We start from the raw sequence: 19,244 nt of genomic DNA on the forward strand, positions 1-19,244 counted from the left end.
CATGCCATGAGCAAAGATGTAGTGATCACCGAGAACTGGCTGGACAGTGTCGGTTTTGATGACAAGGGTTTGGTCAATGTGGTGGCGCAAGACCATGCGTCCAAGCGCGTACTGATGGTGGCCTGGATGAACCGCGAGGCCTTGGAAATTACTGTCAACACGGGTTTTGCAACGTATTTTTCACGTTCGCGCGGTAAGCTCTGGCACAAAGGTGAAGAATCGGGCAACCAGCAAAGGGTCAAGGAAATTCGCCTGGATTGTGATGGCGACGTACTGGTGCTGATGGTTGAGCAAGTGGGTGGCATCGCCTGTCACACAGGTCGTGAAAGCTGCTTTTATTACGCGCTGGAAGGTGCTCAAGGTGAAAGGCCCAAGTGGGTTGCCAAAGACCCTGTGTTGAAAAACCCTTCCGACATGTACGGAAAAAAATAAGGAATGAACAGGCATGGCTGACCTTGAAAAAGCGTCTGGAGATTTGCTCGAACGTCTAACGCGGGTGTTGGAAGAGCGTAAGCAAGGCAACCCCGAGCAGTCGTATGTGGCGAAGTTGCACCACAAAGGGCAAGATGCAATTCTGAAAAAGATTGGCGAGGAGTCCTGTGAGCTGGTCATGGCTTCTAAAGACCAGAACCCCGACAAAGTGATCGCCGAAACGGCTGACTTGTGGTTTCACAGCATGGTATTGCTGGGCTGGCACGGGCTTCAGGCCTCGGATGTGCTGGCTGAACTTGATCGTCGCATGGGTTTGTCGGGCTTGGTCGAAAAGGCCAATCGACCCAAGTAAAAATACGCAAAAGGGACAAGACATGTCAGATTGTATTTTCTGCAAAATCATCGCTGGGGAAATCCCTAGCAGAAAAGTATATGAAGACGAGGATATCCTCGCGTTTCACGACATCAAACCTGCTGCGCCTGTGCACTTTTTAATTATTCCTAAAAAGCACATTCCCACGCTGACTGATGCCTCTGAGGAGGATATTCCTGTCATGGGAAAAATCATGACAATTGCTGGAAAACTGGCAAAGCAAGAAGGGTGTAACGATGGTTTCCGAACCATTGTCAACACGGGAAGGGTAGGTTGCCAAGAGGTGTATCATGTTCATGTACACATTCTTGGTTCAGATAAGCCATTGGGCGTCATGCTTGGCATGCCAGCCTTGTAACTGATCAAGATTCAGACACAAATCAGGAGTAGATTATGGGTTCATTTAGCATTTGGCACTGGGTAATCGTGCTGGTTATCGTGATGTTGGTGTTCGGCACCAAGAAGCTGCGCAATATCGGCTCGGACTTGGGCGGAGCGGTCAAGGGTTTCAAAGACGGCATGAAAGAAGCCGGTACGGAAGGCGAGCAAAATGCAGCCAAGCTGGCCGATGGCAATGCCAAGAAGTCCGATACGATCGACGTAGAAGCGAAAGAGAAATCTTCCAGCTAATTTCCCTTTTTTGCGGCGTGCAGCATGTTCGACATTGCGTTCTCGGAAATGCTTATCATCGCAGTGATCGCGCTGCTGGTGATAGGTCCTGAAAAATTACCCAAAGTGGCCAAAACCGTTGGCCACTTGTTGGGCAAAGCCCAGCGTTACGTCAGTGACGTCAAGTCTGAAATCAATCGGGAAATGGAAATTGATGAGTTGCGCAAGTTGCAGGCAGAAATGCAAACTGCTGCGCGCAAAGTAGAAGGCGACGTTCAAACCACGCTTCGGGATACTGAATCTGATTTGAACAAATCGGTGAAGTCCATTGAAGATGACATCGCCGAACTGGAAAGCAGCAAACTGGCTGCTGAGACCACCAAGTCATCCACAACACAGTCACCTGTCAAGGCGGCAGATCCAGCGCCAGAGCATGCCGTGGGACCCGCTCCCAAGGTCGAGGCCAAATAACAAGGTGCACGGGTAATGAGTCAGCAAGAAAATTTTGTCAGTCACCTTGTAGAGCTGCGCGACCGTTTGTTGCGCGCTGTAATCGGGTTTTTGATTGTGTTTGTGGCCTTGATGGCCTACCCAGGCGCGGCCTACATTTTTGATTTATTGGCCTTGCCGATTCAAAGTGCATTGCCCGAAGGTACCAAGATGATCGCCACTGGCGTGATCACCCCCTTCATGGTGCCGGTTAAGTTGACCGCCATGGTGGCATTTGTCATTTCGCTGCCTATATTGCTTTACCAGGCTTGGTCTTTTATTGCGCCGGGTTTGTACCTGCACGAGAAAAAAATGGCCTTGCCCATTATTTTCTCCAGTACCGTGCTTTTTTTGCTGGGCATCGCGTTTTGTCACTTCATCGTGTTTGGCAAGGTATTCGCCTTCATTAACGACTTTGCGCCTCAAAGCATCACGCCCGCGCCAGATATCGAGGCCTACATGAGCTTTGTACTGACCATGTTCATGGCCTTCGGCATGACGTTTGAAGTGCCGATTGTGGTGGTTGTACTGGTGTATCTGGGCGTGGTTACCGTTGAGAAACTGGCGGAAGTGCGCGGATATGTCATTGTGGCTGCATTTGTAATTGCGGCCATTGTGACCCCGCCCGACGTGATGTCCCAGTTGTTTCTGGCAATTCCCATTTGCATACTGTACGAAGTGGGCATTTTGTTTGCCAAGGTGATTGGCAAACAGCGTCAGCAAATTATGGAATAAACCGGGTACGAACAGCCCGGTTTTTTACCGTCGTTTCAGGAAGTCACCGGGCTTGGGTCGAACACCAATCTCAATTGTGATGCTTTCTTTCTTGCCATCCCGCAATAGCTCTACCGATTTTTTCTCACCGGGCGCATAGGCCGCAATCTGGTTCAACATCTGCGTGGTGTCAGTAATCTTTTTGTCGTCCAGTTTCAACAGAATATCGCCCACCTTCAGGCCCGCTTTGTCTGCGGGGCCATCTTTCACAATGCCGGCAATAATGACACCGTCTTTTTGAGGCAGGTCGAACGCTGAGGCCAGTTCTTCAGTGATGTTTTGCTGTTCTACGCCAATGTAGCCGCGAGTTACCGTGCCTGTGCGTACGATCTGATTCAGCACACCCTGCACGGTTTTTGCAGGAATGGCAAAGCCGATACCCAAAGAGCCGCCAGAGCGACTGTAAATGGCCGTGTTGATGCCCAGGAGGTTGCCCGCAGTGTCCACCAGCGCGCCGCCCGAGTTACCCGGGTTGATTGCCGCATCGGTTTGGATGAAGTTCTCAAAGGTGTTGATGCCCACGTGGTTGCGACCCAAGGCACTCACAATTCCCATGGTCACGGTTTGGCCCACACCGAAAGGGTTGCCCATGGCCAGCACAACATCGCCCACCCTGACTGCCTCTTCGGCCGCAAATTTCAGGCTGGGCAGGTTGTCGAGTTTGATTCGAAGTACTGCCAGATCGGTTTCCGGGTCGGTTCCTACCAGCTCGGCTTTGGTGGTTCGGCCGTCGTTCAGGCTGACTTCGATTTCATCGGCCGCCTCAACCACGTGCTGGTTGGTCACAATCAGCCCTTCGCTGTTGACGATCACACCCGAACCCAGGCTGGAAGCCTGCTGTTCTTCTTCAAACTGTTCTTCAAGTTCATCCCCGAAAAACTTCCGGATTTCCGGGTCTTCGAAAAAAGGGTGTTTGGGCATGTTGTTGGCCCGTTTGCTGGTGAAAATGTTCACCACCGCGGGCATGGCCTTGTCCACGGCTTCCCGGTAGCCGACAACGCCTTGTGGTTGGGCGGTTTGGTAAGCCGGCTTTTGAAGCCAGTTGGGCGTCCATTCAGGGCGCAGTACTTCGGTGATGAAATACAATGCAAGAAGTACGGTTAAGGCCTGAGCGAAGGTCAGCCAGAGTTTTTTCAACATATCAAGAATGCAGGGGTGCGCCGTTGGCTTCAGTGGATCGGAATGTGCTGGAACATGACTTGCGGGAATTGCTGGATCAGGCTCGCATGTCAGATTATTGCCCAAATGGTCTCCAGTTGGAAGGCAGGCCCCAGATTCAACGGGTTCTGACGGGGGTTACAGCCTCGAAAGCGCTTATTGAGCTGGCCGTTGAGTTAAATGCTGACGCCGTTTTGGTACACCATGGCCTGATGTGGAAAGGCGATCCGCAAGTGATCACGGGCTTTCGCAAAGAGCGCCTGCAGTTGGCTCTGGCCCATGGCCTGAATGTATTTGCTTACCATTTGCCGCTGGATAAGCACCCGGAGTTGGGTAACAACGCCCAGCTCGGGAAAATGCTCGGTTGGCCCAGTACGCGTGTGGTGGGTGACAAAGGACTGATTCACATGGGTGATCTACCTTCGCCCCAGCCTTTGAAAGAATTGGTGGGTCGGGTGTGCAGCGTGCTGGGGCATCATGTTCAAGTTGAGGGAAACGACGATCCGGAACGGTTGGTCAGTACGGTGGCTTGGTGTACGGGCGGCGCGCCGGGATATGTCGAGGAGGCTGCATTACAGGGGGCAGACCTGTACCTGACCGGGGAGCTGTCGGAACCGGCTGTTCATGTGGCACGCGAATGCAATGTCAGCTTGTTGGGGGCAGGCCACCATGCAACGGAACGATGTGGCGTGAAGGCCTTGGGCGAATGGATTGCACAGCGCTACGGTATTGAAGTGATTTTCCGGGATTTGTTTGTTGCTGTTTAGATGTTTTCTAATGTATGGCAGCAAATGTATCTGTACATTCAGCATTTGATGGAAATTCTCCCCAAAACTGTTCCTTGTTTTCAGCTTGCTAGGGTACAATCTCCGGTTGCATGGATCACTGGATTTTACTTTCGGGGTTATTTTGATGAGCAATAATCAACCTGTAGACAAAGAACGTCGCGTATGGATGATCGCTTGCGGCGCAGCGGGTGGTGTAGCGGCTGCGGCAACTGGCGGCGCGTTTCTGACTTCAATGGCACCCTCCGAGCGCGCGAAAGCAGCCGGTGCGCCCGTTGAGCTTGATATTTCTGGCATGCAGCCAGGCGACATGAAAACTGTCGAATGGCGCGGAAAGCCAGTTTGGGTGGTTCGCCGTGATCCTGAAATGCTCGAGGCTTTGCCCGAGCTGAATGATCAATTGGCCGATCCCAACTCCGAGCGCAGCCCTGATCAATTGACTCCAGAGTATGCACGCAACATTCATCGCTCAATCAAGCCCGAATATTTGGTGGCGGTGGGTATTTGCTCACACTTGGGCTGCTCGCCCTCTGCCCGTTTTGAGCCAGGTCCTCAGCCGAGCTTGCCTGATGACTGGCAAGGCGGCTTCTTCTGTCCTTGTCACGGTTCAACCTTCGACCTGGCCGGCCGCGTATATGCTGGCAAGCCAGCACCGGACAATCTGGAAGTGCCACCCCACAAATATTTGTCAGACACCAGGTTGTTGATCGGTGTAGACGAGAACAACGCCTGACATCTGAGAGCGAGGAGTAGTAATTATGGCGGCAGACAAAAAAGTCGAAACGACAGGCGTGTTGGGCTGGATTGACCAGCGCTTTCCCCTGACATCGACCTACAAAGCGCATTTGTCCGAGTACTATGCGCCCAAAAACTTCAACTTCTGGTACTTCTTTGGCTCACTGGCCTTGTTGGTACTGGTCATTCAAATTGTGACTGGTATTTTCCTGGTCATGCACTACAAACCCGATGCGGCCAAGGCTTTCCAGTCTGTGGAATACATCATGCGTGATGTGCCTTGGGGCTGGCTGGTGCGTTACATGCACTCCACAGGCGCTTCCATGTTCTTCGTGGTGGTTTATCTGCACATGATGCGTGGCCTGTTGTATGGCTCTTATCGCAAGCCCCGTGAGCTGATCTGGATCTTCGGTGTTGCAATTTTCCTGTGCCTGATGGCTGAAGCATTCTTTGGCTACCTGTTGCCATGGGGTCAAATGAGCTACTGGGGTGCGCAGGTAATCGTAAACCTGTTCTCGGCAATTCCTGTTATTGGCCCCGATTTGGCCATCTGGATTCGCGGTGACTATGTGGTTTCCGATGCAACCTTGAACCGCTTCTTCTCTTTCCACGTCATCGCCATTCCGTTGGTATTGCTCGGCTTGGTGGCAGCTCACCTGGTGGCTTTGCACGAAGTGGGTTCAAACAACCCCGATGGTGTTGAAATCAAGGAAAAGAAGGGCGCTGACGGCAAGCCTTTGGACGGTATTCCATTCCACCCCTATTACACAGTGCACGACATTCTTGGTGTGGGCGTATTCCTGATGGTGTTCTCCGCCATTGTGTTCTTCGCTCCCGAGATGGGTGGTTACTTCCTGGAATACAACAACTTCATTCCGGCTGACCCACTGAAGACGCCTGCTCACATTGCACCGGTGTGGTATTTCACACCGTTCTACTCCATTCTTCGCGCCATCACATTCCCGTTCCTGGGGCTGGATGCGAAATTCTGGGGTGTAGTGGCCATGGGTGGTGCGGTTGTGATCCTGTTCTTCCTGCCTTGGCTGGACAAGAGCAAGGTGAAGTCAATCCGTTATCGCCCAGCGCTGCACAAGTGGATTTATGCGGTGTTTGTGATCAACTTCATTGTGTTGGGTTACCTGGGTGTGAAGCCGCCATCAGACATTGGTCAAATCGTTTCCCAGATCGGTACCCTGTATTACTTCCTGTTCTTCCTGGCCATGCCATGGTGGTCCAAGCTTGGAACATTCAAGCCTGTGCCCGACCGTGTTGTGTTTCAACCGCACTAAGTCATGCGCACTGAGCTGACTGGACGACGAACTGGACAAGATAGGGATTAAATAATGAAAAAACTACTGGCTTTGTTGGCGCTTGTTCCTTCACTGGTTTTCAGTGCGGGCAGTAACTATCCACTGGATAAAGCGCCTGATCTGACGAATGACATGGCAGCGCTTCAGCGCGGTGCCAAGTTGTTCTCTAATTATTGTTTGAATTGTCACTCTGCTGAAAGCATGCGTTATAACCGCTTGCGCGACATCGGTTTGACAAACGAGCAGATCAAGGAAAACCTGATGTTTGCCACGGAAAATGTGGGCGACACCATGACCATTGCAATGGATGCCAAAGATGCCAAGCAATGGTTTGGTGCGGCACCTCCCGATCTGTCGTTGATCGCGCGTTCACGCGCATCTTCGAACGGCCCGGGTGCTGATTACATCTACACCTATTTGCGCACGTATTACCGCGACCCATCCAAGCCAACAGGCTGGAACAATATGGCCTTCCCGAATGTGGGTATGCCTCATGTGCTGTGGGAATTGCAGGGCGAGCGAATCGCCAAGTACGAAGAGGTGGCTGATCCGCATGATGCAGAAAAGAAAATCCAGCAGTTCGTTGGATTCGAGCAGACAAAACCTGGCACCATGAATCAGGTTGAATATGATCAGGCCATGGCCGACCTCACCAGTTTTCTGGTGTTTATGGCTGAGCCTGTGCGCGAAGATCGCTTCAAGTTGGGCGTAATTGTGCTGTTGTTCTTTGGCGTGTTTACCATTTTTGCATGGCGCTTGAACGCCGCATACTGGAAAGACATCAAGTAAGCTATTTGGCTTAATCGTGTACAGGCTGGGGCGTTTGCTCGCCCCGGCCATTTTTTGTTTTGGGATGACAACATTATGATGGTTCTTTACTCTGGAACGACTTGCCCGTTTTCTCAACGTTGCCGGTTCGTTTTGCATGAAAAAGGCATGGATTTCGAGATCAAGGACATTGACTTGTTCAATCGGCCTGATGACATCAGTGTGATGAATCCTTACAGCCAGGTGCCAATTTTGGTAGAACGTGATTTGATTCTGTATGAATCAAACATCATCAATGAATACATTGACGAACGTTTTCCGCATCCTCAGTTGATGCCTGCCGATCCAGTCATGCGTGCCCGTACCCGTCTGTTTCTGTTCAACTTTGAGCGCGAACTTTTTCAACACGTGAGTGTGTTGGAGAAAGCTGGCAATCCAAAGGCAATGGACAAAGCCAAATCGGCCATTCGCGAACAACTCACGCAATTGGCGCCCGTGTTCTTGAAAAGCAAGTACATGTTGGGTGAAGACTTTTCAATGCTGGACGTTGCTTTGGCCCCCTTGCTGTGGCGCCTGGAGCACTACGGTATTGAACTACCCAAGTCTGCCGCACCACTGATGAAGTACGCTGAGCGTATTTTTGCCAAGCCCGCATTTATTGATGCATTGACACCCTCTGAGAAGGTGATGCGTCGTTAATTGGATGCGGATTGAGTAGCAAGCCAGAAACGTCGAGGACAAAGCAGTGACTGAAGTATCTACAAAGCCTTATTTGATTCGAGCCATTCACGAATGGTGCGTCGACAATGGCTACACGCCTTACCTTGCCGTTGCTGTGAACGAGAAAACCCAAGTGCCCAAAGAATTTGTGAAGGCCGGGGAGATTGTGTTGAATACTTCTCCCTTGGCGACGAACAAATTGAATTTGGGCAACGAAGCGGTTGAGTTCGAAGCACGGTTTGGCGGCGTGGTGCGTGAGATTTTTGTGCCGATTGAACAGATCAGTGCTATTTATGCCCGCGAAAACGGTCATGGTATGGCGTTTGAAGTGCTCAAGCCATTGGCCGAGATTGAGGGCGATGGTAGCGAAGCAGTTCAGTTTGTTCTTGATGAAGACGACGAGCCGGTCTCTGATGATTCGGGTGCCAAGCCAGCAGGTTTGCGCTCTGTTTCAGGTGTTTCAGAGGACTCTAAGCCATTGTCTGTAACTAAATCAGATAAATCTGATGAAAAAACACCAAAAAAACCCGGTCAGAAGAAAAAGAATCATCTGACTCGAGTAAAATAGCGCTTCTCTTAAGTGCCGCTTTAGCTCAGTTGGTAGAGCAACCGCCTTGTAAGCGGTAGGTCGTCAGTTCGAATCCGACAAGCGGCACCATTCTTCTCCCGGTCTCTCGGGAAATCATCCTGGTTTGTTTTTGTTTTGAATGCGCCACATTCGGATTTCTTGTCAACTCGGCGCGCCAATCCAGCAAGTTTTCTGACCGGTCATCGTGCGACCACTTGCAAGTTCAGCTCCGAGTCACCGGCCTTAGCGTCTCTCTACCACCGTCGCTGATTGGGCTATTAAACCAGCTGACAAGCAAGCAGCACCCAATGCCGACTGCGCTTAAACCCTTTACACTGTGCGCATTGAATTCAATGCAGCCAAACACCATGCCCAAACCCAAGAAGAATCCCTTAGACGCATTGGAGCTTAAGCCAGGCCAGTCGATTGAACTGTTGAAGGCGCTGCACATTGTGACGCGTGATGGCGGGATTAACCAAGACAGCCGAAGGAAGCTGAAGCAGGTGTACCACCTGACTCATTTTATTGAGCCGCTGATTGAAGACGTGCGCAAAGCCAATGACGGTGGCATGTACCTGGTCGATCATGGCGCAGGAAAATCCTATCTCGGTTTCATTTTGTACGACTTGTACATTAAGCAAAATCCGGAAGGGGCGGTGGTGGCGGGCGTTGAAACCCGACAGGAGTTGGTGGACAAGTCGAATACGCTTGCGGAACATCTTGGCTTTGATACGGGTATGCAGTTTATTAATTTGCCAGTGGCGCAGACCACAGATCACCCTGATTTGCCTGAAACAGTCGACATTGTCACTGCGCTTCACGCCTGCAACACGGCCACCGATGATGCAATTTCATTTGGTTTGAAAAAACAGGCGAAGTTCATGGCGCTGGTGCCGTGTTGCCAGGCGGAGGTGGCTACTCATTTGCGCAAGAACAAAGCCAGTCAACTCGGCAAAACCAGTTTGGTCGAAATGTGGCGTCACCCGCTGCACACTCGCGAGTTTGGTAGTCAGTTAACCAATGTGTTGCGTTGTTTGCAACTGGAGGCACATGGTTACCAAGTGACGGTGACAGAGCTGGTGGGGTGGGAGCACTCGATGAAGAACGAGCTGATTATTGCAAAAAAACACCAGCGGTCGAATCCAAAGGCGGCCCAACGATTGCACGATATGTTGGCGGAGCTTGGATTGGACGGAGAAGAGGGCTTGCAGCAACGTTTTCACGTACCTGCCTGAGCTATTCATTCGTTAGTTGGTGTTTCTCAAGCCTTGCCACTCGTTGCGCTGCGTATTGGGCAGCCCCAGGAGTTGCAGGGCGTGTTGAGCTGTGTCGGTGACCATGGCATCGATACTGGCAGGCCGCTGGTACAGCGCAGGCACGGGTGGCATGACAATGCCGCCCATTTCAGTCACGCTGACCATGTTGCGCAAGTGAGCCAGGTTCAGTGGCGTTTCGCGGGGTAGTAACACCAGGCGACGTCGTTCTTTCAGCACCACATCGGCTGCGCGGGTAATTAAGTTATTTGACAAGCCATGTGCCACGGCTGCTAGCGTGTGCATGGAGCAAGGTGCAATCACCATGCCCATGGACGGGTAAGACCCACTGGCGATGCAGTTGCCTACTTGTTTCGGCGAGTGCACGACGTGTGCTTTGGCTTCAATTTCTTCTTTGGTCAAATCGCTTTCGCTGGCCAGCGTGAGCCAGCCGGAAGAAGACACCACCAAATGAATTTCCGTGTCGCCACGTGCCCGCAGTAAATCAAGGATTTTCAGGCCATACAAGGCGCCACTGGCACCTGTGATGGCAACCGTGATCGATTGTGTGAACTGTGGGGGAAGGGTGCTGCTCAAGATGGGGTGCCCGGAAGTGGCCGCACGGAGAATGGTGCGACCTGTTTCACGATTTATTCAGACTTGGTGGATGCATTGGCGGTTGCAATCAATGCTCGCAATTCGCCGTTTTGATACATCTCGGTCATGATGTCGCAACCGCCCAAAAACTCACCGTTCACATACAGCTGTGGGATGGTTGGCCAGTTGGCGTATTCTTTGATGCCTTGACGAATTTCGGGGTCGTCCAGTACGTTCACTGTGACTACTTTTTCCGCTTCGCAGGCTTTCAGGATTTGAATGGCGCGACCAGAAAACCCGCACATGGGGAACTGGGCTGTTCCTTTCATGAACAAAACCACGGGGTGGCTGGTGACGGTTTCGTGAATGGAATCGCGAACGCTCATAAAACTTCCTTTCAAAGAGATAAATTGCTACAACCCTGTAGTGTAATGGATGTGGGTATAAAACGCTCGTTTTCAATGCCTTGCGTGCATTTGCTGTGCAAATTAGATGTGGGCAAATACAAAACGGGGGGTACCGGCCAAATCGGGCAAGCCCTGAACATGCACATATGGCGGCTGGGAGAACAAGGCTTTCACTGCTTGTTGCTGGTTATAACCGTGTTCTACGAGTACACCGCCGCCTGCGCGCAACAGGCTTGGGCTGTGCCGGGCTATTTCACGGTAAAAGTGAAGGCCGTCTCCGCCGTCGGTCAAGGCTTGTTTGGGCTCGAACCGCAAGTCACCTTGCGAAAGGTGTTCGTCGCCCTGTTCAATGTAGGGCGGGTTGCTGCAAACCAGGTCAAAGGCCAGTGGTGGCGTTTGATTCAACAGATTCGCAAACAGGTCAGATTGTACAAAACGCACATTTTTTGCACCCAGTTCATTGGCATTGTATTGCGCAACCCAGAGCGCGTCGGCCGAGATGTCGGTGGCTGTTATTTCGAGTATGGGGTTTTCAAGCGCGAGTGATAATGCGATGGCGCCACTGCCGCAGCCAATGTCGAGTACGCGCGTCAGCAGGTTCTCGGTGGATTTGCTTTGTAGAAAGCCCAGTGCGTGTTCAACCAGTTCTTCGGTTTCCGGGCGGGGAATCAGCACGCGGGAATCAACAAAAAAGTTGCGGGAGTAAAATTCTTTTTGTTGCACAAGGTAGGCGATGGGTTCGCCATGTTGGCGTTTGGCTGCCAGCGATTTAAATGCGCTGAGCTGATCCATGGGTAATGCCCGATTGCCTTTGGTGACCAGGTTCACACGGTCAAAGCCGGTGATAAAGGTCATTAATACTCGAAGTTCGCTGGCTGGCAACCCGGTCTCTTCGCGGGTTTGTTGCAATACCGATTCAATGGTGGGTTGGGGCAATGTACTCATTCTTTGGCGGTTATTTCAGCCAGCAGTTCTGCTTCGTGGAAGGCTGTCAGGCCGTTCATCAGGTCAGTTAAATCCCCGTCCATGATGTAGTCGAGTTTATACAGGGTCAAGTTGATCCGGTGGTCGGTCATGCGCCCCTGTGGGAAGTTGTAGGTGCGTATGCGCTCGGAGCGGTCGCCAGAGCCTACCAGGCTGCGCCGCTCGGAAGCTTCTGCGGCCTGTCGCTCACGGTCGATTTTGTCCTGAAGGCGAACATTCAGCACTTTCATGGCCTTGGCCTTGTTTTTGTGCTGGCTGCGTTCGTCCTGGCATTCCACCACAAGGCCAGTGGGCAGGTGGGTGATTCGCACCGCCGAGTCGGTTTTGTTGATGTGTTGACCGCCTGCGCCGCTGGCGCGGTAAGTGTCGATTCGCAAATCGGCCGGGTTAATTTCAACGACTTCTGCTTCGTCGGGTTCGGCCATCACTGCGACAGTACAGGCTGAGGTGTGAATACGTCCCTGGCTTTCGGTGGCAGGCACGCGTTGAACGCGGTGACCGCCCGATTCAAATTTCAGGTGTTTGTACACATTCTCGCCAGCCAGGCGGACAATCACTTCTTTGTAGCCACCCAATTCCGATTCACTGGCGCCCATGATTTCTATTTGCCAACCTTGACGCTCAGCGTAGCGGGTGTACATGCGAAACAGGTCGCCAGCAAACAGGGCTGATTCATCGCCCCCCGTGCCGGCCCGAATTTCAAGCATGGCATTGCGGTGGTCGTTGGGGTCTTTGGGTAGCAACAGGCGTTGAAGATCGGCTTCGAGTTGCGCAAGTTTGGTTTCGTTCTGGGCAATTTCTTCGCGGGCCATGTCGCGCATGTCGGGGTCGGAAAGCCATTCGCGAGCGGTGTTCAGGTCGGCTTCCAGGCTTTGATATTCAGCAAAGCGCTCGGTGGCAGGCAGCAACTCAGAGCGTTCACGCGTGATGGCTTTGAACTGCACCATGTCGTTGGCAGCATTCTGTGACGACAAAAAATCTTCAAGGTCGGCAAGGCGCTCGGCAAGGCGCGTTAGCCGGTTCCGCATGCTGTCTTTCATCTATTTGTCGGTATTTTTAATGTTGAATAGCTGGGGTAGCCACTTTAACAGGGCTTCGCGTTCAGCCGGGCTGGCTTGGTGCAAGGCTTGCATGGGGCCGTGCATGAATTTGGCGCTCATGCGGTGGGCCATCAGTTGAAGCACTTCATCTGCTGGAGTGCCTTTGGCAAGCTGTTTACGGGCATGGTCCAGTTCTAGTTGGGCGATGTCGTCGGCTTTCTGGTGAATGTCTTGTATGGTGGGGACCAGCGAGCGTTCGCTCATCCAGCGCATGAACCCCTGAACTTGCGACTCAATAATGGCTTCGGCCTGTTCGACAGCGGCTGCGCGTTGTTCTCGGCCTTCCTGAACAATTTGGCTGAGGTCGTCAACACTGTAGAGAAAGACGTCGTCGAGCTTGCTGACCTGGGCTTCGATGTCGCGTGGCACCGCAAGGTCGAGCATGAAGATGGGTTCGTGTTTGCGCTTTTTGCAGGCTGCTTCAACCATGCCCAGACCAATGATGGGCAAAGTGCTGGCAGTGCAGGAAATCACGATGTCGCTTTTCGCAAGTTGCTCGGGCACTTGTGCAAGGCCAATGACACTGGCTCCATGGGTTTGGGCCAGTTGGTTGGCACGGTCTGCACTGCGGTTGGCAATGGTGATGCTTTTTGGGTTTTGTGCAGCAAAGTGGGTGGCACACAGCTGGATCATTTCGCCTGCGCCGATGAACAGCACATTGCGTTTGCTGAGGTCACCGAAAATACGGCTGGCCAGTTTCACGGCAGCGGAGGCCATGGACACCGAGTGTGCGCCAATCTCGGTGTGCGAGCGCACTTCTTTGGCCACAGAGAACGTGCGCTGGAAAAGCTGATGCAGCATTTGGCCCAGCGTGCCCGCTTCTTCGGCGGTGCGGGCGGCTTGCTTCATTTGGCCCAGAATTTGAGCTTCGCCCAGCACCATTGAGTCGAGCCCGCTGGCCACCCGAAAGGCGTGTCGCACCACTTCCTGTTGCGGCAGTATGTACAGGTGCGGGCCAAGTTCGGTGGTGGGAATGTTGCGGTTGGTTGCGAGCCATTCCAGCAAGTCGGTTTTGAGCTGTTCAATGTTGCTGGCTGCGCAATACACTTCTGTGCGGTTGCAGGTAGAAAGAATGGCCGCTTCAGGGGCTTGAACACGGTGCGCCAGTGCGCGCAAGGCCTCTTGCAATTGTTCGGCCGGAAACGCCAAGCGCTCGCGAAGTGCGAGCGGTGCGGATTGATAATTCAGGCCGACTGCGAAAAGCTCCATAATACCTACTGGGCGGAAAACCCTTCATTATAACCCGCTATGGCGAATACGCCCTCAATCGTTCTCGGCGAGTTGGCGTTTGATTTTTGCGAGGTCAGCCGATTTGCCTTCGTGATCAACTTGCTCCAACTTGTAACCAAAGCCGTACACGGGTGTTAATCTGAAACCTTGTTCTGGCCGCAAAGCCAGCTTGGAGCGCACGCGGGATATGTGAGTGTCCATGGTTCGGGAGGGCAAGTCGGTGTCGCGCCCCCACACGGTTTCCTGAATGTGTGAACGTGACAGTGGTTTGCCCAGATTGCGAAATAGCAACAAGGCCAAGTCGAATTCTTTCTGGGTCATGACCACGCGTTTGGTGTGGCGCACGATGGTTGAAAACTTGGGATGAAATTCCAGGTCGGTAATTTCAAATACCTCGGGCGCGGTCAGTTCAGGGTAGGCGCGACGCAACAGGGCATTGACACGGGCAACCAGTTCGCCGCGACGAATGGGTTTGATCATGTAGTCATCAGCCCCTGCGTTAAGGGCTTCAACAATATTCTCTTCGTCTGTTTTTGAGGTAATAAAGAGTACGGGTACTTTGATGTGCAGTGTGTCGCGGATCCAGTGCATCACCTTGGGGCCTGAGCTGTCGGGCAACACCCAATCGAGCAGCACCAGGTCGAAACTGTCGCGGTACAGCGCAGTCTGGAAGCTTTTGAATGTGGCAAAGCAATGGCATTTGTGGTTTACGGATTCGAGCACCCAGCGCAACATTTCGCTTTGTGTCAGGTCGTCTTCAAGAATGGCGATGCGCATGGGTGTGGCTCCTGCTTTTGGGATATTGTTACCACAATGTTAATTTGTGTGTTGACAGTTTAATCCTTTAAACAGACTGTGAAACACAATGTTGCTTTTTTGTTAAATTGCAAGTTGGGCTGATTTATCAATCAGGAATCCGAACGCTTTCCTGTTCCAGCTTCATGGCGTGGGTGGCGTGGGCGCCAGCAAAAATGACCGCCACGATGCGAAGCGCCTTGTCATAAATGGCCTGCCGTTGATCGGGCTTCTCGACATATTCAACGGCCATGAACAGCACATTTTGAGCCAAGACCTCGAGCACTTCGATCATTTCTTCTTTGGGTAGGCCAGGCAGCAGGGCGGCAATTCGATTGTCGCTGCAAATGTCTTCACTAATCGCTCGAATTGTTTTCTTCAGTCCATCCCGCATGCGCTCAAGTGCACCGAATGCCTCGGAAGCGCCAACCACCACGGGTTTTGGATTGTCGGCTGCCCAGTCAAAAAACCGTTTGACCAGCATGGGGCGAATATCGAGGTCCGCTTCTTTGGCGGTACTCATGCGTACTTCAGTGAAGGCGTCCAGTACAGCTTTTTCTACTTCCAGAATGACCGCCGTGCCGAGGTCGGCCAGGTCTTCGAAGTGGCGGTAAAAAGCGGGTGCAGACAGTTTCGCCTCGCGGGTAATTTCGCGAATGCCAAGGCTGGAGAAACTTCGCCTTTGATAGCTCAGGTTTAGCGCAGCCTCAATAAGCCGGGTGCGTCCATGGACGGTTGATGCAGAGGATGTCATAAGCGACTGATTATAACCAAAACCCGAACAGCTGTTATGAATCCGTGATTTAGAAGTTTTATCCAATTGATGACAAAGGGTATTGACGAGCATGTTAACAGTTGTTAACATGCGAAGCATCAGGGATAGACCAAGCCCCACACTCAATAATCAGAGGGCACTTTTGAACGGGAGACCTCACATGTTGCATTACCTTAAATTCACAACATTTCCTGTGATCGCCATTGGCGTCATGCACGCCATGATGCAAGGCGGTGCCTGGATGTACACCGGTATTGCCGCTTTGGTATTGGTGGTTGCACTGGGTGATATTTTGTTGCCAGACGACCGCAGTGAACCACGCATGGAGGGGGAGTTTTTTCTGAACCTGATGCTGTGGCTGACCCTGCCGATTTTGATGTGGGTGACGTTGTGCTTCACTTGGGCGGTGGGGCCTGTGGACGTGTTGGGCATTGACGGGTTCATGAAAAGTACCTTTGGGTATGATCGTTTGCAGTTGCAGGTTGACACCACGTGGTACCAGTGGTTTGTTGGTGCAGTGGCCGGAGCGTTCTTGTTTGGTGCTGGCGGCACAAACGTGGGCCACGAGTTGACCCACAGAACCTACAGCCTGCGCGATATGATTTTGGGACGCTGGATGTTGGCGTTTACTTGCGATGCTTCCTTTGCGATTGAGCATGTGTACGGCCACCACAAAAACCTGGGTACACCCGCTGACCCAGCCACGGCGCAGCGCGGTGAAAATGTGTATGGCTTTGTACTGAAAAGTACCATTGGCGGTTACAAGTCGGCATGGAGACTGGAAAAGCAGCGTTTGGCGAAGTTCAACCGGTCGGTTTGGAACCCTGTTCACAGCCGCATGATGCGTGGCAATTTGATGAGCCTGAGTTTGTTTGCTGCTTCGTTTTACATCGGCGGCTGGGTTGGCATGGTGATGTTCTGGATCATGAGTGCGGGCGGCAAAACCCTGCTTGAAATCGTGAACTACATGGAGCATTACGGCATTGTTCGTCGCCCGGAAGACAAGGTAGAGCCACGCCACAGCTGGAATACCAATGCATCGGTATCGACAGCACTGTTGTATGCGCTGACACGCCATTCACACCACCATGCTGAGGCAGACCAGGAATACTGGAACTTGCGCAGTTATCGCCATGCGCCCATGTTGCCAACGGGATATTTAGGAACAATTTTGCTGGCCTTGGTGCCACCGCTGTACAAAAAGGCAATGACACCTTTGCTGAATCACTGGGATGAAACTTTCGCTACGCCTGAAGAGAAAAAACTGGCCATTGAGGCCAGTGTAAAAAGTGGAATGAAAGGTTTGAAGTCGGCTCAGTTGGGGCAGCAAGCCAACCAACAATTCAACCGCGCTGCAGCGTAAAAGGAGAGAACCATGAAATTGCTTGAATGGTTTGGATTGCAGGGTGGCGCAGCGGCTGGCAAGAGAGGGAAGGTGACTCACAAGGTGAGTGTGGCCCCGGGTGGTCAAAGTTTTGAAGTAGAGAAAGGTCGCAAGGTGATTTTGAATTCGGCGTTGTCGGCTGGTTTGGGGTTTCCGCACAACTGCAGGGTGGGTAGCTGTACCCAGTGCAAGTGCAAACTGAAAAGCGGCAAAGTGCGTGAACTGACCGACTCCAGTTATGTGTTGAGTGCTGAGGACTTGAAAGCAGGCATGATTTTGGCCTGCCAGTCGATTCCGGAAACCGATCTGGAAATTGAGGTGGAATTGACTTCGGGCGGTGATCGACTGGTGGAAACGCGCGGCACGATTGTGGGTCAAAAAGATTTGACGCACGACATCGTTGAGTTGCGTGTTGCGCTGGATGACCCCATGCCTTTCAAGGCGGGTCAGTATGCCGAAATTCGTTTGGAAGAGTTTAGCTTGTCGCGCAACTACAGCTTTGCCATGGCACCCAAAGGGCAAGAAGCCAATGAACTGGTTTTCCATGTTCGAAAAGTGCCAGGTGGTAAATTCACTGAGTGGTTGTTTGCTGCCAACCGACAGGAAACCCGACTTAGCATGAGTGGTCCGTTTGGCGATTTTTATCTGCGTTCGGCCGAAGGTGAAAAACCAGCGCCGATTGTGTGTGTTGCAGGTGGCAGTGGCATGGCGCCAATTTTAAGTTTGCTGGATCAGGCCAAATGGGCGGGTGAAACACGCGATGCAGTTTATTTGTTCGGTGCACGCACCCAGCAGGATTTGTATGCGGAGGAAGAAATTGCTCGCATTCAACAGGGTTGGCGCGGTTCGCTGAATTTTAAGCAGGTGTTGTCTGAAGAACCCGTGAACACAAGCTGGGCAGGTGCGCGTGGTTATGTCACAGACGAATTGGACAAGCTTCAGTTGAACTGGTCAGAAGTTCAAGCTTACTTGTGTGGTCCGCCCGCGATGATTGATGCGGCAATCGCAAAATTTTCCAAGCTGGGCGTAAAAGCTGTAAACATCCGTTATGACAAGTTTGAGTGACAATCAGTGAAGTAATAAAAAAGCCACCGATGAGGTGGCTTTTTTATTGCACCAATTTTTGAGTCAAACAGGTAAATTGCCGGTGATTGCATCAAGCGGCAACGTGTCGGCGGGGTTGGGCGCTGAGCCAATTGGCAGCGATCCCAAGGCGTCGAACAAAGGGTCTGAAATCACTGATAGCGGGGTGTCACCCAAGGCATCGGCCAGTGGATCCAGTACGGCATCCAGCGGCGTGCCGGTCGTGCCTTCGTCAACTGGGGCTTCTGGCTCGTCTGGGTTGTCTACAGGTTCTTCTGGTTCTTCTGGCTCTTCCGGGTTCTCAGGATTCTCCGGATTTTCATTTTCGTCTGGGTTGTCGGGGTTATCTACCGGTTCTGTGGTTTCATCACCGTTGTCCACGCGCACATCGGTGAATGCAGAACCTTCTGCATTGGTGTCGTCTCCGGAGGATGCTGCTAGCGCTGCCACACCTACGCCACCACCAATGGCGGTGGCAATGCCGCTGACACTGCCTGCTGTGCCTGCTGATAGAAGACCTGCCCCAACCAGGCCACTGAAGCCAGTGCCGGCGTCGGCTAGCAAGACTGCACCGTCTGTGCCTTCGCTGATTGCGAAGAGCTCGACGCCTTCGGTCAAAGAGGTTACTTCAATTACTCCGCCTTGCGCAGCGGAGTTGGTGGCAATTTGAGCGGCTGATTCTGGGGCCAGGGTAACCAGTGAGTCGGCTTGTCCTGTGCCTTGTCCCGGTAATTCAATATCAACAGCTACCAAGTCTTTGTTTTGAAGAACGTCGCCAGCAAGAATTGCATCGCCTTGGCGCAAGGTGAGTTGCTCGCCTTGGCGTTGAACCAAAAGCTTGTCTGTCTTGGAGGCAATGGTGCCAATTTTTGGGGCCGTGCTCATGAGGTGATGTCCGTTGAGTTGTCGGTAAAG

Annotated in this window: 24 protein-coding genes and 1 tRNA gene; 16 read left to right on the forward strand and 9 right to left on the reverse strand. The window is 52.4% G+C overall.

The window, feature by feature from the left end:
- Positions 1-6: 6 nt before the first annotated feature.
- The 6 genes from hisI to tatC are packed head-to-tail and all read left to right on the forward strand — an operon-like array spanning position 7 to position 2,638.
- Complete coding sequence (gene hisI / locus FRIGORI9N_RS01700) at positions 7-432, forward strand: phosphoribosyl-AMP cyclohydrolase (RefSeq protein ID WP_159568181.1); 426 nt, start codon at positions 7-9, stop codon at positions 430-432.
- Between the two features lie 13 nt (positions 433-445).
- Positions 446-784, forward strand: a complete 339-nt coding sequence (locus FRIGORI9N_RS01705; RefSeq protein WP_159568182.1) for a phosphoribosyl-ATP diphosphatase — start codon at positions 446-448, stop codon at positions 782-784.
- Between the two features lie 22 nt (positions 785-806).
- Positions 807-1,163 carry a histidine triad nucleotide-binding protein gene (locus tag FRIGORI9N_RS01710; RefSeq protein ID WP_159568183.1) on the forward strand — a complete coding sequence of 119 codons (357 nt, stop codon included), beginning with the start codon at positions 807-809 and terminating at the stop codon, positions 1,161-1,163.
- 35 nt (positions 1,164-1,198) lie between these two features.
- The gene (gene tatA / locus FRIGORI9N_RS01715) at positions 1,199-1,435 is read left to right on the forward strand and encodes a Sec-independent protein translocase subunit TatA (protein WP_159568184.1); all 237 of its coding nucleotides are present in this window, start codon (positions 1,199-1,201) and stop codon (positions 1,433-1,435) included.
- 24 nt (positions 1,436-1,459) lie between these two features.
- On the forward strand, positions 1,460-1,885 hold the full coding sequence (gene tatB, locus FRIGORI9N_RS01720) for a Sec-independent protein translocase protein TatB (protein ID WP_159568185.1): 426 nt from the start codon (positions 1,460-1,462) through the stop codon (positions 1,883-1,885).
- A gap of 15 nt (positions 1,886-1,900) precedes the next feature.
- On the forward strand, positions 1,901-2,638 hold the full coding sequence (gene tatC, locus FRIGORI9N_RS01725; RefSeq protein ID WP_159568186.1) for a twin-arginine translocase subunit TatC: 738 nt from the start codon (positions 1,901-1,903) through the stop codon (positions 2,636-2,638).
- Between the two features lie 24 nt (positions 2,639-2,662).
- Here tatC and FRIGORI9N_RS01730 read toward each other — a convergent pair whose 3' ends face one another.
- The gene (locus tag FRIGORI9N_RS01730; protein WP_159568187.1) at positions 2,663-3,817 is read right to left on the reverse strand and encodes a Do family serine endopeptidase; all 1,155 of its coding nucleotides are present in this window, start codon (positions 3,815-3,817) and stop codon (positions 2,663-2,665) included.
- Between the two features lie 32 nt (positions 3,818-3,849).
- Between FRIGORI9N_RS01730 and FRIGORI9N_RS01735 the strand changes: the two genes are divergently transcribed.
- The 8 genes from FRIGORI9N_RS01735 (at position 3,850) to FRIGORI9N_RS01770 (ending at position 9,956) form a co-directional block, all read left to right on the forward strand.
- Positions 3,850-4,602, forward strand: coding sequence for a Nif3-like dinuclear metal center hexameric protein (locus FRIGORI9N_RS01735; protein ID WP_159569553.1), 753 nt, complete (start codon positions 3,850-3,852; stop codon positions 4,600-4,602).
- Between the two features lie 145 nt (positions 4,603-4,747).
- The gene (petA, locus tag FRIGORI9N_RS01740; protein WP_159568188.1) at positions 4,748-5,353 is read left to right on the forward strand and encodes a ubiquinol-cytochrome c reductase iron-sulfur subunit; all 606 of its coding nucleotides are present in this window, start codon (positions 4,748-4,750) and stop codon (positions 5,351-5,353) included.
- A gap of 25 nt (positions 5,354-5,378) precedes the next feature.
- Positions 5,379-6,644 carry a cytochrome bc complex cytochrome b subunit gene (locus FRIGORI9N_RS01745; protein WP_159568189.1) on the forward strand — a complete coding sequence of 422 codons (1,266 nt, stop codon included), beginning with the start codon at positions 5,379-5,381 and terminating at the stop codon, positions 6,642-6,644.
- Between the two features lie 54 nt (positions 6,645-6,698).
- Positions 6,699-7,454: a cytochrome c1 gene (locus FRIGORI9N_RS01750; protein ID WP_159568190.1), complete on the forward strand. Its 756-nt coding sequence runs from the start codon at positions 6,699-6,701 to the stop codon at positions 7,452-7,454.
- A gap of 75 nt (positions 7,455-7,529) precedes the next feature.
- Entirely contained in the window at positions 7,530-8,132 is a 603-nt protein-coding gene (locus FRIGORI9N_RS01755) for a glutathione S-transferase N-terminal domain-containing protein (protein WP_008247910.1), read from the forward strand.
- A gap of 46 nt (positions 8,133-8,178) precedes the next feature.
- Entirely contained in the window at positions 8,179-8,721 is a 543-nt protein-coding gene (locus tag FRIGORI9N_RS01760) for a ClpXP protease specificity-enhancing factor (protein WP_159568191.1), read from the forward strand.
- Between the two features lie 14 nt (positions 8,722-8,735).
- Positions 8,736-8,811 (forward strand) — tRNA-Thr (locus tag FRIGORI9N_RS01765).
- A 278-nt stretch (positions 8,812-9,089) separates the two neighbouring features.
- Positions 9,090-9,956, forward strand: coding sequence for an SAM-dependent methyltransferase (locus FRIGORI9N_RS01770; protein WP_159569555.1), 867 nt, complete (start codon positions 9,090-9,092; stop codon positions 9,954-9,956).
- 12 nt (positions 9,957-9,968) lie between these two features.
- Here the strand turns inward: FRIGORI9N_RS01770 and FRIGORI9N_RS01775 are convergent, their stop codons facing one another.
- The 7 genes from FRIGORI9N_RS01775 to FRIGORI9N_RS01805 all read right to left on the reverse strand — a co-directional run bounded on the left by FRIGORI9N_RS01775 (position 9,969) and on the right by FRIGORI9N_RS01805 (position 15,841).
- Positions 9,969-10,571: a UbiX family flavin prenyltransferase gene (locus FRIGORI9N_RS01775; protein ID WP_159568192.1), complete on the reverse strand. Its 603-nt coding sequence runs from the start codon at positions 10,569-10,571 to the stop codon at positions 9,969-9,971.
- A 53-nt stretch (positions 10,572-10,624) separates the two neighbouring features.
- A complete protein-coding gene (gene grxD / locus FRIGORI9N_RS01780; RefSeq protein ID WP_159568193.1) occupies positions 10,625-10,957 on the reverse strand; it encodes a Grx4 family monothiol glutaredoxin in 333 nt (110 codons plus the stop codon).
- Positions 10,958-11,059: 102 nt separating this feature from the next.
- Positions 11,060-11,923, reverse strand: coding sequence for a peptide chain release factor N(5)-glutamine methyltransferase (gene prmC, locus FRIGORI9N_RS01785; RefSeq protein ID WP_159568194.1), 864 nt, complete (start codon positions 11,921-11,923; stop codon positions 11,060-11,062).
- Positions 11,920-13,002, reverse strand: coding sequence for a peptide chain release factor 1 (gene prfA / locus FRIGORI9N_RS01790; protein ID WP_159568195.1), 1,083 nt, complete (start codon positions 13,000-13,002; stop codon positions 11,920-11,922). The genes prmC and prfA overlap by 4 nt, the downstream gene beginning before the upstream one ends.
- The gene (hemA, locus tag FRIGORI9N_RS01795; RefSeq protein WP_159568196.1) at positions 13,003-14,271 is read right to left on the reverse strand and encodes a glutamyl-tRNA reductase; all 1,269 of its coding nucleotides are present in this window, start codon (positions 14,269-14,271) and stop codon (positions 13,003-13,005) included.
- A 54-nt stretch (positions 14,272-14,325) separates the two neighbouring features.
- The gene (locus tag FRIGORI9N_RS01800; RefSeq protein WP_159568197.1) at positions 14,326-15,069 is read right to left on the reverse strand and encodes a response regulator transcription factor; all 744 of its coding nucleotides are present in this window, start codon (positions 15,067-15,069) and stop codon (positions 14,326-14,328) included.
- Between the two features lie 127 nt (positions 15,070-15,196).
- Positions 15,197-15,841 carry a TetR/AcrR family transcriptional regulator gene (locus tag FRIGORI9N_RS01805; RefSeq protein WP_159568198.1) on the reverse strand — a complete coding sequence of 215 codons (645 nt, stop codon included), beginning with the start codon at positions 15,839-15,841 and terminating at the stop codon, positions 15,197-15,199.
- Between the two features lie 181 nt (positions 15,842-16,022).
- Between FRIGORI9N_RS01805 and FRIGORI9N_RS01810 the strand changes: the two genes are divergently transcribed.
- Both FRIGORI9N_RS01810 and FRIGORI9N_RS01815 read left to right on the forward strand, forming a co-directional pair.
- On the forward strand, positions 16,023-17,225 hold the full coding sequence (locus FRIGORI9N_RS01810) for an alkane 1-monooxygenase (protein WP_159568199.1): 1,203 nt from the start codon (positions 16,023-16,025) through the stop codon (positions 17,223-17,225).
- A gap of 12 nt (positions 17,226-17,237) precedes the next feature.
- The gene (locus tag FRIGORI9N_RS01815) at positions 17,238-18,311 is read left to right on the forward strand and encodes a 2Fe-2S iron-sulfur cluster-binding protein (protein WP_159568200.1); all 1,074 of its coding nucleotides are present in this window, start codon (positions 17,238-17,240) and stop codon (positions 18,309-18,311) included.
- A gap of 63 nt (positions 18,312-18,374) precedes the next feature.
- On the opposite strand, the gene FRIGORI9N_RS01820 is transcribed toward FRIGORI9N_RS01815, so the two are convergent.
- On the reverse strand, positions 18,375-19,214 hold the full coding sequence (locus FRIGORI9N_RS01820) for a hypothetical protein (RefSeq protein WP_159568201.1): 840 nt from the start codon (positions 19,212-19,214) through the stop codon (positions 18,375-18,377).
- Between the last annotated feature and the right edge of the window lie 30 nt (positions 19,215-19,244).

The sequence above is a fragment of the Limnobacter sp. 130 genome, from assembly GCF_902506325.1.
In the GTDB taxonomy this organism is placed as follows: Bacteria; Pseudomonadota; Gammaproteobacteria; order Burkholderiales; family Burkholderiaceae_B; genus Limnobacter.